This window comes from Nocardia vinacea NBRC 16497, assembly GCF_000308835.1.
Taxonomy (GTDB): domain Bacteria; phylum Actinomycetota; class Actinomycetes; order Mycobacteriales; family Mycobacteriaceae; genus Nocardia; species Nocardia vinacea.
Genome location: NZ_BAGN01000198.1, coordinates 1 through 14,327 on the forward strand (window position 1 = coordinate 1; position 14,327 = coordinate 14,327).

The 14,327-nt window shown below is 65.5% G+C and carries 17 protein-coding genes; 12 read left to right on the plus strand and 5 right to left on the minus strand.

Features of this window, described 5'->3' with window-relative positions; genetic code table 11:
- Positions 1-154: 154 nt before the first annotated feature.
- A complete protein-coding gene (locus ON44_RS27320; RefSeq protein ID WP_040695166.1) occupies positions 155-634 on the plus strand; it encodes a MarR family winged helix-turn-helix transcriptional regulator in 480 nt (159 codons plus the stop codon).
- A gap of 46 nt (positions 635-680) precedes the next feature.
- Positions 681-1,301: a hypothetical protein gene (locus ON44_RS27325; RefSeq protein WP_245567352.1), complete on the plus strand. Its 621-nt coding sequence runs from the start codon at positions 681-683 to the stop codon at positions 1,299-1,301.
- Here the strand turns inward: ON44_RS27325 and ON44_RS27330 are convergent.
- Complete coding sequence (locus tag ON44_RS27330; RefSeq protein WP_218007642.1) at positions 1,211-2,122, minus strand: AraC family transcriptional regulator; 912 nt, start codon at positions 2,120-2,122, stop codon at positions 1,211-1,213. The two genes, ON44_RS27325 and ON44_RS27330, sit on opposite strands and share 91 nt — an antisense overlap.
- A gap of 62 nt (positions 2,123-2,184) precedes the next feature.
- Here ON44_RS27330 and ON44_RS27335 point away from each other — a divergent pair, with 62 nt between their 5' ends.
- The 3 genes from ON44_RS27335 to ON44_RS27345 all read left to right on the plus strand — a co-directional run bounded on the left by ON44_RS27335 (position 2,185) and on the right by ON44_RS27345 (position 4,323).
- Complete coding sequence (locus ON44_RS27335) at positions 2,185-3,084, plus strand: DMT family transporter (RefSeq protein WP_040695167.1); 900 nt, start codon at positions 2,185-2,187, stop codon at positions 3,082-3,084.
- A 64-nt stretch (positions 3,085-3,148) separates the two neighbouring features.
- The gene (locus ON44_RS27340; protein ID WP_051182511.1) at positions 3,149-3,712 is read left to right on the plus strand and encodes a hypothetical protein; all 564 of its coding nucleotides are present in this window, start codon (positions 3,149-3,151) and stop codon (positions 3,710-3,712) included.
- A 272-nt stretch (positions 3,713-3,984) separates the two neighbouring features.
- Entirely contained in the window at positions 3,985-4,323 is a 339-nt protein-coding gene (locus ON44_RS27345) for a hypothetical protein (RefSeq protein WP_051182512.1), read from the plus strand.
- Positions 4,324-4,329: 6 nt separating this feature from the next.
- On the opposite strand, the gene ON44_RS27350 is transcribed toward ON44_RS27345, so the two are convergent.
- The gene (locus ON44_RS27350; protein WP_157187333.1) at positions 4,330-4,617 is read right to left on the minus strand and encodes an oxygenase MpaB family protein; all 288 of its coding nucleotides are present in this window, start codon (positions 4,615-4,617) and stop codon (positions 4,330-4,332) included.
- A 62-nt stretch (positions 4,618-4,679) separates the two neighbouring features.
- Between ON44_RS27350 and ON44_RS47110 the strand changes: the two genes are divergently transcribed.
- Together ON44_RS47110 and ON44_RS27355 are read left to right on the plus strand one after the other, a co-directional pair.
- Positions 4,680-5,078, plus strand: coding sequence for a hypothetical protein (locus tag ON44_RS47110; RefSeq protein WP_051182514.1), 399 nt, complete (start codon positions 4,680-4,682; stop codon positions 5,076-5,078).
- A gap of 53 nt (positions 5,079-5,131) precedes the next feature.
- Positions 5,132-6,877 carry a serine/threonine-protein kinase gene (locus ON44_RS27355; protein ID WP_051182515.1) on the plus strand — a complete coding sequence of 582 codons (1,746 nt, stop codon included), beginning with the start codon at positions 5,132-5,134 and terminating at the stop codon, positions 6,875-6,877.
- A gap of 599 nt (positions 6,878-7,476) precedes the next feature.
- Here ON44_RS27355 and ON44_RS27360 read toward each other — a convergent pair.
- The gene (locus tag ON44_RS27360) at positions 7,477-8,052 is read right to left on the minus strand and encodes a TetR/AcrR family transcriptional regulator (protein WP_040695168.1); all 576 of its coding nucleotides are present in this window, start codon (positions 8,050-8,052) and stop codon (positions 7,477-7,479) included.
- A gap of 77 nt (positions 8,053-8,129) precedes the next feature.
- Between ON44_RS27360 and ON44_RS27365 the strand changes: the two genes are divergently transcribed.
- The 4 genes from ON44_RS27365 (at position 8,130) to ON44_RS27380 (ending at position 11,686) form a co-directional block, all read left to right on the plus strand.
- Positions 8,130-8,555: a tautomerase family protein gene (locus ON44_RS27365; RefSeq protein WP_040695169.1), complete on the plus strand. Its 426-nt coding sequence runs from the start codon at positions 8,130-8,132 to the stop codon at positions 8,553-8,555.
- Positions 8,555-9,706, plus strand: a complete 1,152-nt coding sequence (locus tag ON44_RS27370; protein WP_245567353.1) for an alcohol dehydrogenase catalytic domain-containing protein — start codon at positions 8,555-8,557, stop codon at positions 9,704-9,706. Before ON44_RS27365 ends, ON44_RS27370 begins: the two co-directional genes overlap by 1 nt.
- 299 nt (positions 9,707-10,005) lie before the next feature.
- Positions 10,006-10,518, plus strand: a complete 513-nt coding sequence (locus ON44_RS27375; RefSeq protein ID WP_040695170.1) for a zinc metalloprotease — start codon at positions 10,006-10,008, stop codon at positions 10,516-10,518.
- 1 nt (position 10,519) lies between these two features.
- Complete coding sequence (locus tag ON44_RS27380; protein WP_040695171.1) at positions 10,520-11,686, plus strand: MAB_1171c family putative transporter; 1,167 nt, start codon at positions 10,520-10,522, stop codon at positions 11,684-11,686.
- A 26-nt stretch (positions 11,687-11,712) separates the two neighbouring features.
- Here ON44_RS27380 and ON44_RS27385 read toward each other — a convergent pair whose 3' ends face one another.
- Complete coding sequence (locus tag ON44_RS27385; protein WP_218007643.1) at positions 11,713-12,066, minus strand: YybH family protein; 354 nt, start codon at positions 12,064-12,066, stop codon at positions 11,713-11,715.
- Positions 12,067-12,127: 61 nt separating this feature from the next.
- Between ON44_RS27385 and ON44_RS27390 the strand changes: the two genes are divergently transcribed.
- The gene (locus ON44_RS27390) at positions 12,128-13,150 is read left to right on the plus strand and encodes a helix-turn-helix transcriptional regulator (protein WP_051182516.1); all 1,023 of its coding nucleotides are present in this window, start codon (positions 12,128-12,130) and stop codon (positions 13,148-13,150) included.
- A gap of 93 nt (positions 13,151-13,243) precedes the next feature.
- Here ON44_RS27390 and ychF read toward each other — a convergent pair whose 3' ends face one another.
- The gene (ychF, locus tag ON44_RS27395) at positions 13,244-14,323 is read right to left on the minus strand and encodes a redox-regulated ATPase YchF (RefSeq protein ID WP_040695172.1); all 1,080 of its coding nucleotides are present in this window, start codon (positions 14,321-14,323) and stop codon (positions 13,244-13,246) included.
- Between the last annotated feature and the right edge of the window lie 4 nt (positions 14,324-14,327).

The window sequence follows — 14,327 nt, forward strand, 5'->3', positions numbered from 1 at the left end:
CGATGAGTAGGCCGGATGCGGGGCGGCGCCGGGCGTCGTTCTCGGTGACGGTCGAAGACGCGTCGGCTGCAACAGTCATGAATATGTACGGTACATATCCTATGTATCGTGCACAATTTGCAATCGGCGTGATTCAGCCGACATAGTGTGGGCCATGCCCGAATCAGGTCCCGAGGATGACGATGAGCTCACCCGCCTCGTTTTCGAGTTGACCCTGCTCTCCCGGCACTTCCCGGCCTCGCTGCTGCGCCGGCCCGGATTCCAGCTCGACCGGTCGGCATATCTGATCCTGACCAGACTGGAGATGGACTTCCCGCTCAGCCTGCGCGAGCTGTCGGAGGCCTTCCAGCTCGATATCTCCACCATCAACCGGCAGGTCGCCGCGATGCTGAAGCAGGGCTTGGTCGAGCGCGTCCCCGATCCGGACGGCGGCATCGCCCGCAAGATCCGGGCCAGCGCCAAGGGCCTGGAATTGGTGGCCGCCGATCGCGAGCAGAGTCAGGAGGGCATCGGCGCGGTCGTCGCCGACTGGACGGCCACCGATATCGCGCAGTTGAGCGGGCTCATCTCTCGATTCAATATGTCGATAGAGCATCTCGAGGAGAATCCGTGGCCGCGCCCGCCCGCCCGGTAGGCCACCGAGTGGCGCGGCACCAGGGGCGTCGGGCAATATCGCTGCGGTGAGGTTCGGGTTCGGGGTGGTCGCGGCGTCACTGTTCGTGGCGTCGCCGTTCGCCGTCGGCTGCGGACTCGATACCGAGGCCGACGAATGGAACGGCTGGACGGTGACGGTGTATTACACGGCGGTCGAGTCCTATCACTCCGGACCGCTCGAAACCGTACGCGGCTGCAGCGATCTCGAATGCACCGACGCCAATGTCGAAATAGGCTCGCTGCCAGAGGAATTCGTCGACGTGGTACGTGATGAGGGCACCGGCCGGATCACCAGCGGCGAGCACGCGGGTCGATATCTGAACTGGTCCTACGATGTCGGCTTCTGGCTCGACACCGAACCGCGGGACACCCGAGGCGAGGCGCTGCATCCGTTCGAGAGTGCGGCCGCCGATGGCATCGAGCCGGGAACTCGATTGCGGCTCACCGGTTGTGGGAACGCAAGGCCCGACAGCGTATGCGGCAAATTCAGTGCCGCAACCTGGACGATCGGCGACGAATTCACACCGGGACTCGGCGGTCCGCGGCATCTGGACCTCTACATCGGCGAGGAGACTTCCGAAAGTTTCACCGAGGGACCGGATTTCGTGACGTTCACCGGTGCGACGCTCGAACCCGTCGAGCCCTGACCCCCTTCGAAATACACACCGGGCGTAATGCCGTAGCAGCGCCGGAACCAGCGGGTCAGATGGGCTTGATCGGCGAATCCGGCCTCGATCGCCGCCTGGCTGATCGGTCGGCCCGCGGCGATCAATCTGCGAGCCGTGCGCAGCCGCAGCAGTCGTTGGTAATCGCTCGGTGCCAGACCGTAATTGGTGCGGAAGGCGCGATACAGTGCGAATCGGCTGCATTCCGCGGCTTCGGCCAGATCGTCCATGGAGATGGGGTCGAGATAGCGATCGTGCAGTACCGCGCGGACCCGTCGTGCGATATCGGCTGCCGAACCAGCTTGTACCACAGCGGGTCTCGTCGGCATTCGGGTGCCGCGCTGCACCAGTGCCGCGACCGATGCGGCCAATGCCTCGTCTGCGGCGAGTTCGGTCGCGGGGCCGATCAGACTCGCACAAAGCCTGTGGAGGGCCGATGAAAGCACTGGATCTCGCAGCACCGGGTCGGTGAACAATGGCAGACCGGTGGGGCGGCCCGCGCGGTCGGAGAGCAGATCGGTGATCAACTCGGACCCGATATGCGCGATCCAGTAGGTGAATCCGAGTTCGGTCGTGCTGTGGCCGTCGTGCGGCTCGTCCGGATTGAAGGCCATTACCATGCCCGCCGCGCTGGTGCGCGTGGCGCCGCGGCAGTCGAAGGTCTGCGCGCCGAATTCGGTCAGGCCGAACGAGTAAGTCTCGTGACTGTGTAGGTCGTAGATGTGCCGTTCGAAGTGCGCGTGCATGATCTCGACCGGGCGGTCCGCCATTCGCCGGTAGTCGACCCATTCACGCTCGGTCACCTGTCCATTGTCACCGCACCAGCGTTCAATACTCGGGCGCGGCCCCCGCCGATGATCGACCTGTGCGTATCCGATTGCTATTGGTCCTGGTCATGGCGTTGTGGGGCAGTGCGTTCGCCTCCTCGAAACTTGCGGTGAACGAGGTGCCGCATGCGGTTGCCGGATTTCTTCGATTTCTGATCGGCACGGTCGTGCTGCTCATCGTGCTGCGAGCGCCGCGACTGCCCGCCGCCGATGCCGCTCGCGCGGCCGGACTCGGGTTGGTCGGCGTATTCGGCTATAACTTTCTGTTCTTTCTCGGGCTTGCGTTGGCCCCCGCGGCGGATGGCAGCGTGATCGTGCCGATGGCCGCACCGATTTTCACGGTAGTTGTGACGGCGTTGCTCGGCCGTACACGGTTGTCTCGCATCCGGATAGTGGGGCTGACCGTGGCGATCGCCGGCGCTGGCGTGTTCTTTCTCGGCATCCCCGCGACCGGATCCCATCGGCTGCTCGGTGATCTCGTCTTTCTCGCGGCGGCGGCCTGCTGGGCGAGTTACACGATGCTGGGAGCGCCGCTGTTGGCGCGGCTGTCCGCCCCGACCGTCACCGTGTACGCCACCGCGGCGGGCACGCTAGCGCTCGGGCTCATCGCCGCTCCCGAACTTTCCGACGTGCGGTGGTCCGCGCTGGACTTCGAATTCTGGCTCAATCAGGCCTATCTCGGTGTGCTGCCGACCGCCCTCGCATATGTCCTCTACTACCGCGCGGTGAGTCAGGTCGGACCGGCGACCGCGTCGGCGGCGATGTTCCTCGTGCCCGCCTTCGGTCTCAGCTGCGCGTGGATGTTGCTCGGGGAGTCCATCTCGCCGACGCAGGCCCTCGGGGCCGCGCTGATGTTCGTCGGTGCCTGGCTGAATAGTCGCAGCAACGCGCCGCGCGAAACGACGCCCGCGCTGAAGCCAGTTGACGTGCGTTCCTGAGGTTTGGATGGCCGCCGGCGAGGCATTACGTGCATGACACGACCGTCTGAGCTAGGAGGATCGCGTGTCTTCTGCAGTGATAGCAATAGTGGTCGTCGTGGTGGTGGTTCTTGTCGTGGCCGGGTTGCTGGTCGCGGCTTGGCCGATGCTGCGGAGAAAGCGGCTGCGCAAGAAGTTCGGGCCCGAGTACGACCGGACCATGGCAGAGATGGACAGCCGGAAAGCCACCGAACGGGAGCTGACCGAACGGGAACGGCGCCATGCCGAACTCGATATCCGGGAACTGTCGGAGCAGGAGAAGCAGCGGTATCGCACCGAGTGGGCGCATATGCAGGAGCGCTTCGTCGACGCTCCGGCGGATGCGGTGACAGCGGCCGATGTGCTGGTGGCCGACATCATGGCCGAGCGCGGCTACCCCACTGAAGGATATGACCAGCAGCTCGCCGATCTGTCCGTCGAGCACGCGGCGACGGTGGGCCACTATCGCGCCGCGCACGAGATCGCGATCCGGCGCTCCGATACCCGAATCTCCACCGAGGACATGCGATTCGCGGTGGTGCAGTACCGCGAGTTGTTCGAGGACCTGCTCGGCGGCACGACGGACGAGAAGAAGGAAGCAAAGCGATGAGCACGGGACAGGACCGGGAGCGGAGTCTGGAAAACGAAGTGCCGAAGGGAGTTTCGCCGACCGGGACACGTACCGGGACCGAGGGCGATTCGGCTGCTTCGTATGGGTCGGCGCCGTTATCGGAGGCTGAGGCGAGTGGAGCCGAGGCTACGCCGGCTGCAGGCTCGGCTGGGAAGGAGAGCACGGCGGCAGACGAGCGGACAGCCGCAGTCGAGAGCACAGCGGAAGGCAGGAGCTCGGCCGCGGCCGAGCGTCCTGCGGGAGCCACGAACATGGGCGAAGCCGAACGCACGCCGGCAGACGAGCGTACGGCCGGCGGGCAGCGGGAAGTCGGAGATCAGCCGCTGTTCGGTGCCGCCGATGTCGAGCGCTTGCGCACCGCATGGCGGCAGTTGCAGGGCAGTTTCGTGGACAGCCCGCACGACGCGGTGACGCAGGCCGACGATCTCGTCATGGCGACCGTTCAGCAGTTGTCCGCCACGCTGGCCGAGCGCAAGCAGTCGCTGGAACGGCTGTGGTCGCGCGAGGAGGACGGCGATACCGAGGATCTGCGGCTGGCGCTGCGCAGCTACCGCGCCTTCTTCGACCAGTTGGTCGGCACCGGGAAGTAGCGCGGTTCAGGCCGAGGCGGCGAACGACTCCAGCTGCAGGCTCTTGTATCGAGCCCGGATCTTCTCGTATCGGAATCGGTTGTGGGCCAACGGCGTCAGGGTGAGCCTACGCGGCAGGTGTTGCCAAGCGAGGGTGGCAACCGTTGTGTACAAGGCGAATTCGATGCGATGCCGGGTCTTCCAGTCCGGCCCGAGCAGTTCGCGCATTTTCGGATGCGCTGCGCCTGCCGAGCAGATCAGCACCGGACGGGTCGCAACGGGCAGCGTGGCACGCCACGGCGGTTCTGCGAGCACGCGCACGATCGCGGGTAGCAGCAGCGTCGGGATCGGAAGGGTCCTGAGGTGCGTCGGGCGAATTGCAGGAATTCGTTGTCCGCCAGCTTATTTCGTGCGACATCGTCGTAATCACATCGAGACCGCTGACCGCGACCCATTTCCAGGGCATCGGGATTCAGCGCGCTGTACCTCTCCTGGAATTCGTCGCCGCCGCCCGCACCGATCCGGAAATCGCCGATGCGGTCGTCGACCTCATCGCACAGATCGACACGCTGGCCTTCGCCACCGTCACCGATATCGCGCCGACCCTGGCCGCCACTCCCGGTGCGCGCGACTGGCTACGCATCACCGTCTCCTCGATGTGCGGCGCGGTGGCGGTGACCGCCCTCCCCGGCGGCGCCGCGTTCGCCCCCGCCTGGCCCAACCTGCGCGACAACATCCTCGCCGGACTGGACCGCCTCATCTCCGCCGATCGCTGACGCATGTGAAACGCGTCTGTCGCATGGGCGCGCCGATACCATAGGCTTGCGCCGTGATTTCCGAGCGTGCAGTGGTCGACGGGCGTTTCGAGTTGCTCGAGCCGCTCGGTAGCGGCGGTATGGGGACAGTGTGGCGTGCGTATGACCTCGCGCTGCATCGTGAGGTCGCGCTCAAGGAGGTGCGAGCGGAGACCGATGGCGCAGGCTCGCCCGACGTGCACCGCGAGCGGGTGCTGCGGGAGGCCAGGGCGCTGGCCCGGATCGGTCATCCGAATGTCGTTGCCATCCACCACATCGTGGATTCACCCGAAGTGGCGCATCCATGGATCGTCATGGAACTGGTTCGCGGACAGAGTCTCGCCGATCACCTGGCGGGTGGACCGATGCCGCCTGTGCAAGTGGCGCACCTCGGCCGTGGCATCCTCGCCGCCCTCCGTGCCGCGCATCAGGTGGGCGTACTGCATCGCGATATCAAACCTGCGAATGTGCTACTGCGCGAAGATGGTTCACCGGTCCTGACCGATTTCGGTATCGCCGCGATCAACGGCATGAACGGTTTGACCTCCACCGGCAGTGTGGTCGGCTCACTGGATTATGTCGCGCCGGAGCGACTCAGTGGTCAGGAGGGCCATACGGCCTCTGATCTGTGGTCACTCGGTTTGCTGCTGTATTTCGCGGTGGAGGGGTTTCACCCGATGCGGCGTGAGTCGACCGTTGCCACACTCGCTGCCGTGATCAGGGGGGAAGTGCCACCGCCGCAGCGGGCTGGGGTGTTGACTGCGGTTTTGACGGCGCTGTTGGTGCCCGATCCGGATCGTCGGCCGAATGCCGAGCAGGTGGATCTGATGCTTGCGCAGGCGATTGGGGCGGGCGGGTTCGGCGGTGCGGCAAGGGTGTTCGATGGTGTGGGCAGTGGTCCAGGGGCGTTGGATGGGTCGGGTGCAGGCAGTGATCCAGGGGCGTTCGGTGCGCAGGACGCGGGCAACACCCCGGGTGGATTCCACACACCAGGCGTGGGCTATGCACACGGTGCGTTCAATACGCCCAACGCAGCGATCACCCCTGGCTCAGCCGGCGAGTTCCATGGATCCAGACCCAACACGACATCCGCGCCGCGCCCGTATGGCTCCACGAATCCTCCTGCACGCAAACCACAATCACGCGGGATCGTCATCGGCCTCGCGGCCGCCGCAGTCATCGCTGCTGTCGTCGCCACGATAGTGATAGTGGCCCTGCGCCCCGATTCGACCGGCAACCAGGCCAATCCGAGCAATCCACCCGCCACCGACGAATTCCCGGCCACAAGCCGAGCCGCACTCCCGTCAACCGGAGCACCCGTAACCGGCAAAACCGTCGACCTCCTGACCCCCACCGGCATCCGCCAGGCCATAACCGCACTCGAAAAGGTCTCCGGCAGCAACGAATTCAACGAAGCAACGTTTTATCCGACCTACGCCAACGTCGGCGCACCGGTCAAAAACAAGCCCGATCTCTACGACCTCTTCGTCTACCGCGACGGGACAGCCACCCGAAAGGGCGCGGGCGGCCCACTCTCGGACAAGGCCACCGTAAAGCTGAGCTCGATCAACTGGGACATCCTCCCCGACCTTTTCCGCATCGCCGACGAAAGCCTCGGCATCCCCACCCCAACCCTCCGCTACGTAATCGTCGACCCGGCCTGGACCTTCAACAACGACCAACCAACAGTCATGGTCTACCTGACCGACGACTATGGCGGCGCCTACCTGGCCGCCAACACCGACGGCACCGTAGTAACCAAATACCCCAGAGGCCGCTAGCCTCGACAACTTTCATCCCCGACCGATACGAAACCACTGCACCTGACTCGAATCAGGTGTAACAGCGGATTCAACAGCCTCAAATATTCGTACCGGGAATAACACACCGCCCATCGGGCCCGATATTTCCGATGATCATCCCATCCGACAACGTACAAAAGCTGCCGATCTGAACGCACTCCCGATGCGTATTCATAACCATCTGATCCCCACAAGGCGTCCCAGGATCATCCGGACCAGCCTGCGCACTCACCGGAAAAAGCGCCGCGACAATCCCTGCAGCACCAGTAGCAACCAATAGCGAAATACGAAGCATGATCAATCCTCCAAACCGATGACGGATCGCGAGCACTTCTCTATTCAGACCGTCCAATCGTCGGCATTTCACACCGAACAAAACCCATCCCCGACGAGCACGATCCTACTCTCCGGCGCTCCCGATTTCCCACACACCGACATCGCACCGCACATATTCCATTGCGGTCGGGGAGAATCGCGGTCCGCTGCTGTTGTCCGCCGAATAAGCGATGCAACAACAGCTTTCAGAGTTCAGCACCACGTGGCAGCCACCGTTCAGCCGAACTCGCGACCGTAACGGACTACTGGTCGGTCACCGCGCGCACGACGGTTTCGAGGGCGTCTGCGGTTTGGTCGAGGGGACGGGTACTGCGTTCGGCTCGGCACATGGCGACGGTGCCTTCGATGGCGGCGACGATCAGGGTGGCGGTTCGGTCGGCGGCGGCAGGGGTTGCGCCGTGCGTGCGGAGGGAATCGGCGAGCAGTTCGGTCCAGTGGTTGAAGGCGGCGGCCGCGGCGCGACGTGGTTCGTCGTCGGCATCGGACTGGTCTTCGACCGAGACGGCCAGTACTGGGCATCCGGCGCGGAAATCGCTGTCCAACACTACTTTTCGCCACATTTCTACGAATGCGCGAAGTCCGGCGACGGGGCCTGCGGGGAGTTCCTTGACGAGTTTGCGCGCGGCCAGGGCGTCGGCAAAGCGGACGGCTTCGGCGGCGAGTTGGGATTTGCCGCCGGGAAAATAGTGATAGGTCGAGCCGAGGGGGGCGCCGGAGTGCTTGGCCAGTTCACGCACGCTGGTCGCGTTCAGCCCGCGACGGCGCAGCATGTCGGCCGCACCGGCCACCATTCGATCTCGCGCCTCCGACTGCGCCATCACACTCCCTTGTTCATAACGACTGTCATAGCGTACCGTGCAGGAGGTATAACAGTCGTTATAACGGAGGTGTTCCCATGCCGATGATCCAGCTCACCCTGCCCGCGGCGGTCTTGTCCGCCGAGACCCGCCGCACCTTGCGGCAGACGCTGCCCGCCACCCTGCTGAAGTGGGAGGGCGCACCCGACACCGCGTTCTTCCGCGCACAGGCGTGGTGCCGGATCGACGAAGTACCGGACGGTGACTTCGGCAGCGCCGAGGACGACCTGCCGCGGTTCCGAGTCGATGTCACCGTGCCGGAGGGCGCGCTATCCGATCGGCGCAAGGAGGGCCTGATCAAGGAGGTGACCGCCGATGTGCTGGCAGCCGCCGGACTCGGCGCGGATGACGCACTGCGCGTCTGGGTGCTCATCCACGAACAACCCGAGGGCACCTGGGGCGCGGCAGGCACCGTGGTGCGCTTCGCCGAACTGAAAGTCCTTGCGGCACAGGCGCGCGGCTGATGCGGGAACTGAACTTCCTGCGCACCAACCACCTCGAGTGGCGTGAACGCCCCGATCCGGTCCTGATCGACGCGCGGGATGCGATCGTGCGCCCGTTCGTCGCCGGCCGCTGCGACGGCGACACCCTGCCCATCCACCGCCACGTCTCACGTGGCATGCAACTGGGCATCCGGGCCGGGCTGATCGACCCGGTGGTGTCCGGTATCTGCGGACCGGTCCCATTCCAGGGCCCCTTCGGCATCGGCCATGAATGCATCGCCGAAGTCCTCGAAATCGGTTTGGGCGTAACCGGACTCACGCGCGGCGACTTCGTCGTCGTGCCGTGGGCGGTGTCCTGCGGCGAGTGCCGCGAATGCATGCGCGGGCTCACCGCCAAATGCTCCACCACCCGCACCGGCCCGCTGGCCGCCTTCGGATTCGGACCCGCCAGCGGACCGTGGGGCGGCATGGTCGCCGACCGCCTGCGCATCCCGTATGCCGACCATATGCTCGTGCGCCTACCCGACGGCCTCGACCCGCTGCGGGTCGCCGCCGCCAGCGACAACCTCGCCGACGCATGGCGCTGCGTCGTCCCACCGCTGACCGAACGGCCCGGCGGGTCGGTACTCGTTCTCGGTGGCGCGGCCCAGAGCATCTGCCTCTACGCCGCCGGCCTGGCCGCCGCGCACGGCGCCGAGGTCGTCGACTACGTCGATCACCGGACCGAACGCCTCGCCATCGCCGAAAAGCTCGGCGCCCGAGCACATCCGGTCAAGAAGGGAAAGCTCCGCCGCGCGGATCTGCCGTCGCGCCGCTACGACATCGTGGTCGAAGGAACCTCCACCGCGGCAGGTGTCGACGGTGCCCTGCGCGCACTACAACCCGGCGGGATCTGCACACCGGTCGGCTACTACCTCCCGCCGGGCACCAAAGTGCCGCTGATGCACATGTACGCAAACGACGCGACTCTGAAAATCGGTGTCTCCCAAGTACGTCCGGTCCTACCAGCCCTACTGGACTTCGCCGCCCGCACCGACTTCCCAGCCGAGAACGTCACCACCCTGCTCGCCGACTGGGACGACGCCCCGACGCCTACCGAGCCCACACCACCAAACTCGTACTCCACCGGCCACCACTCGGCGTCGATCGACCGCACCGGTCCGCGGAGATGAGCAGGATGCCCTGAACACCCAGCAGAGCAGCCGTTGACCATCGGTACATATGTACCGGACGCGGGGTTCAGCCGGTGTTTCCCGTTGCGCCCGTTACCAATATCGTCACAGCGAACTCCCTTCCGGACGCCACGCTATGACCTCAACAAGCATTGAGGTCAAACGCTTGTTGCGGCCGCTCTGCCGAAGGCTGATGCGAGAATGCTTGCGCGACAGGCCACCTCCGCGACAATGCGCCGTCGGCGGCTACGCTCACCGCAATATCGGCATAGGTCACGTGATCAACGAGGGAAGGCGTAATGGAGGATCTCGCCGCGCGATTCGAGGAGCTGGGTCGCCTTGTACCGATCCCCTACCCATGGGACATAACGGAATACCTCGCGCGGGTGGCAGAGTACCGGGGACGGCCGATCACGTTGTGCCCGATCGACGTCGGCGCACTCTCGAGGAACGGATGCGGGACCGGAAGTGGCCTGTGGATTGCCCGGGATGGCGACGACGTGATCATGTACGGGGCCGACTCCGAATGGCATGCCGATCACATCATCGCCCATGAGATCGGTCACATGCTGCTCGGCCACGGAGGGACCGCGAGCGGTCCCGGTGGTGCCGCGGCTGATCTGCCGTTGCGCGAATTGATGCCCTCGCTGTCGCTGGAAACCATCCGCAGCGTACTGCGCCGCCAGGACTACGGCAGTGAGCGCGAGCGCGCCGCCGAAACCTTCGCCGACCTGCTGCTGGTCGAAGCGATGCTGCCGAAGCGATCGGCGAGCCGGTTCCGCTCGACGTTCTTCCGGAACCGGCATCGATGAGATGACCTCCCCGATTCCGGGTCTGATCACCTGGCCCGTCCTGACAGGTCTCACGTTGGTGCTCGCCGGTCGGTGGTGGCTGTTGCGGGACAGCCTCGTCGACCGACTCATCAACCGCGCGCTCGCCGCCGCTCTCTGCGAAAACCTGTTACGGGACGCATGGTTCGAACAGTCACTGGCCTGGCTGCTGCCCGGCGACGACAGCGACGTGGTGAACATCGCCCGACAGCTCTCGCTGGGAGCAACCCTGTTGACCATCTCGAATATCTACGGCTTTGCCATGTTGTGGGCAGGCGCCGATCCCGCCGACACGTGGCGCAGGCAGCGGCGCTATTACCTCGTCACGATCATCGCCACCGCCGTCATCTTGATCGCAGGGACGCCCGCCCGCCACGCCGACCAGTTGATCGGCCAAGCCCGCGGCTGGCCGGCTGTCGTGTTCTGCGTCGTGTTTTCCCTGCCGCTCGGCGCGACCGCCTTGCTCCTCGGCCGGGTAAGTGTGCGCGAGATGCGCGCCGTAGGCGCCGCCACCTGGCAGGAACGTGCACTGTACACAGCGGTCCTTGGCACCATAGTGAGCCTGGGGGCCATAGCGGTCGGATACCCGCTCGGGACCATCATCAGTCTCATCACAGGCCAACCGTCATTCGATCCCGAGATGCACTGGGAAGCATGGAGCGCCTTCGTTCTCTCGGCCGTCGGCGCTCCCGCCGTGGTCACGGTGCCGCTGATCAGCACCCTGCTCACCCACATCGGATGGGACCGCACCGGCCGATACTGCCGCCGCCTGCGGCCGATGTGGGCCGATCTCACCGCCGCCGCACCCGAAATCGTCCTGGAGATGCGGCGCGACCCCACCGGCCGATCAGACCCGGCCATCCGTCTGCACCGCATGACGGTCGAGATCCGCGACAGCCTGCTGCATCTCAAGCGCTACAGCGACAGCCCTGACGATCTGGCCGCCACAGGCGGTGACCTACATGTCTATGCCCGCCGCATCGCCGAGGCCATTGCCACCAAAGCTGCCGGGCACCCGCCGAGCGCGAGCCGGTTCACACCCCGGCACCAAGTCCAACCGGGGGCACGGGACCTCACCGCGGAGCTGCGCCAGCTACTCGCACTTGCCAAGGCATGGCCGCACGTCCGCAGCTTGACAAAGTCGCCGTAGCCCCGCGGCGGCCCACCGCCGCTCCGCTACGGCACGAGTGCCGGCTGGTCCACGGACCACAGCCACGACCCGTCCGGCTGGCGACGGGCGATCTCGACCGTTACCTCGCCGGTGGTCAGCGTGGACGCTGTCAGTGCCAGGTCACCGCTCACCAGCGCTGGATGCTGCCTACCCGGCGAGAGCACCGGCGCGGCCGCGACGAACTGCTCGTACACCTTACGGATCTCGGCATGTCCGGTCGCGAGATTGCCCGGCGGGAACGCCAGTACGGCGTCCGGCTCGTACAACGCCACCAGCCCGTCGACGTCGCCCGCGTTGGCGCGCTCGATGAAGTACCTGCCCAGGTCGTTCGGTTCAGTGGCCACGATCTTGTTTGTCATATCGCCAAGCCTCCCAACGAATCACGACATCCTGTGTCGTGTATTCCCATAGACTTTTCGTATGCGCGCCGACCGGTTGGTCTCGCTGGTGCTGCTGCTGCGCAGGCACGGTCGGCTGTCCGCGCCCGCACTGGCCCGCGAGCTGGAGGTATCCACCCGCACCGTGCTGCGCGACATCGAGGCGCTGTCCGCGGCCGGCGTCCCGGTCTACGCCGAACGCGGCAGGCACGGTGGTTTCGCATTGTTGCCCGGTTTCCAGACCGAGCTGACCGGACTGAACCACGATGAGGCACTTGCCCTGCTGGTCGCCGGATCACGGCGCGGCGCACAGGCATTCGGCCTCGGCTCGGCGCTCACTTCGGCCATGCGCAAGGTGGTCGACGCGCTACCCGAAAGCCATCGGGCCACCGCGGCAGGTGCGGCCCAGCGACTGCTCATCGACCCCGAAACCGATCTCCTCGCACGCCGACTGGTCGCTGAAGAGGTGCCCGACACCATCGTGACCGAGGTCCGGCGCGCGGTGTTCGCCGGACACAAGCTGCGCATCCACTACGCGGCGGTGGACCAGGCCCCGACGTGGCGCACGGTGGACCCGATCGGCCTGGTCACCGTCCGCGACCAGGTCTACTTGCTGGCCACGAGGTCCGGCGCGGACCGCACCTACCGGCTGTCCCGGATCTTGGCCGCCGAGGAACTCCCCGAACCCGCACAGCGACCAGACCGGGTCGATCTGGACCGGGCCTGGCAGGAACGCAGCACACAGTTCCGGACCGGCGGCGACCAAGTCACCGTGCTGGTACGGGTGAACCCCGCGCGGCGGGAGGAACTGGCGGGCACCGCGCTGACCGTGCGCGCCGAGGAAACCGACGCAGACGGCCGGCTGCGGCTGGAGGCAACCTTCCAAGATCCGAAACACGCCGAATGGGCATTATGGCAACTAGCCACGGACGCGGAAGCCCTTACCCCGCAATGGTTGCGCAACTCTTTGCGCAACCGCGCCGCCGCGATCGCCACCAGCTACGGAGATGAGCAGAGACCCACTGTCCCGGAATCAGTTCCGCCGATCGGCAAGCCGAGCTGTTGAACCGATCCGGACCACGACTATCCGGAATTACCGCATGTCGCACTGTTCGGATCGGTCAGTCAGGCGACCAACTTCGTCGCAGAAGCTGAAACGCTATACGTTGAAACGGAATTCGACTACGTCGCCGTCGGACATGACGTAGTCCTTGCCTTCCATGCGGACCTTGCCCGCGGCCTTGGCGGCGGCCATGGAGCCGGCGGCGATGAGGTCGTTGTAGGCGACTACTTCGGCCTTGATGAAGCCGCGTTCGAAGTCGGTGTGGATTACGCCGGCGGCCTTGGGGGCGGTGTCGCCCTGGTGGATTGTCCAGGCGCGGGCCTCTTTCGGACCTGCGGTGAGGTAGGTCTGCAGGCCCAGGGTGTGGAAGCCGGTGCGGGCCAAGGCGTGCAGGCCGGGTTCGGTTTGGCCGATGGATTCGAGGAGTTCGAGGGCGGATTCGTCGTCGAGTTCGAGGAGTTCGGCTTCGACCTTGGCATCGAGGAAGACCGAATCCGCCGGTGTGACAGCGGCTTTCAGCTCGGCGACCTTCGCATCGTCGGTGAGCACCGACTCGTCGGCATTGAAGACATAGAGGAAAGGCTTGGTGGTGAGCAGCGAAAGTTCTTTCAGCAGTTCGCCATCCAGTTGAGCGCGGGCGGAGAAGAGGGTTTTGCCGCTGTCGAGAACTTCCTGGGCGGCCTTGGCCGCGTCGAGCAGCGGCTTGCGGTCCTTCTTGACCTTGGCTTCCTTCTCCAGCCGCGGGATCGCCTTTTCCAGGGTCTGCATATCGGCGATGATCAGCTCGGTTTCGATTACCTCGATATCGGCGAGCGGGTCGACGCGCCCGTCGACGTGCACCACATCATCGTCGGCGAAGACTCGCACCACCTGGCAGATGGCATCGGCCTCGCGGATATTGGCGAGGAACTTGTTGCCGAGTCCGGCGCCCTCGGAGGCGCCCTTCACGATGCCCGCGATGTCGACGAACGACACCACGGCGGGCAGGATGCGCTGGGAGCCGAAGATCTCGGCCAGCTTGTCCAGTCGCGGGTCGGGCAGTGGAACCACCCCGACGTTCGGCTCGATGGTCGCGAACGGATAGTTCGCGGCCAGCACGTCGTTCTTGGTCAGCGCATTGAACAGCGTCGACTTTCCGACGTTGGGCAGGCCGACGATTCCGAGGGTGAGACTCACGAGG

Coding starts and splice junctions, on each gene's coding strand:
- ON44_RS27320 (WP_040695166.1), top strand. CDS start 155: ATGCCCGAATCAGGTCCCGAGGATGACGATGAGCTCACCCGCCTCGTT.
- ON44_RS27345 (WP_051182512.1), top strand. CDS start 3,985: ATGGGCGAAGCCGAACGCACGCCGGCAGACGAGCGTACGGCCGGCGGG.
- ON44_RS27360 (WP_040695168.1), bottom strand. CDS start 8,052: ATGGCGCAGTCGGAGGCGCGAGATCGAATGGTGGCCGGTGCGGCCGAC.
- ON44_RS27365 (WP_040695169.1), top strand. CDS start 8,130: ATGCCGATGATCCAGCTCACCCTGCCCGCGGCGGTCTTGTCCGCCGAG.
- ON44_RS27370 (WP_245567353.1), top strand. CDS start 8,555: ATGCGGGAACTGAACTTCCTGCGCACCAACCACCTCGAGTGGCGTGAA.
- ON44_RS27375 (WP_040695170.1), top strand. CDS start 10,006: ATGGAGGATCTCGCCGCGCGATTCGAGGAGCTGGGTCGCCTTGTACCG.
- ON44_RS27380 (WP_040695171.1), top strand. CDS start 10,520: ATGACCTCCCCGATTCCGGGTCTGATCACCTGGCCCGTCCTGACAGGT.
- ON44_RS27385 (WP_218007643.1), bottom strand. CDS start 12,066: ATGACAAACAAGATCGTGGCCACTGAACCGAACGACCTGGGCAGGTAC.
- ON44_RS27390 (WP_051182516.1), top strand. CDS start 12,128: ATGCGCGCCGACCGGTTGGTCTCGCTGGTGCTGCTGCTGCGCAGGCAC.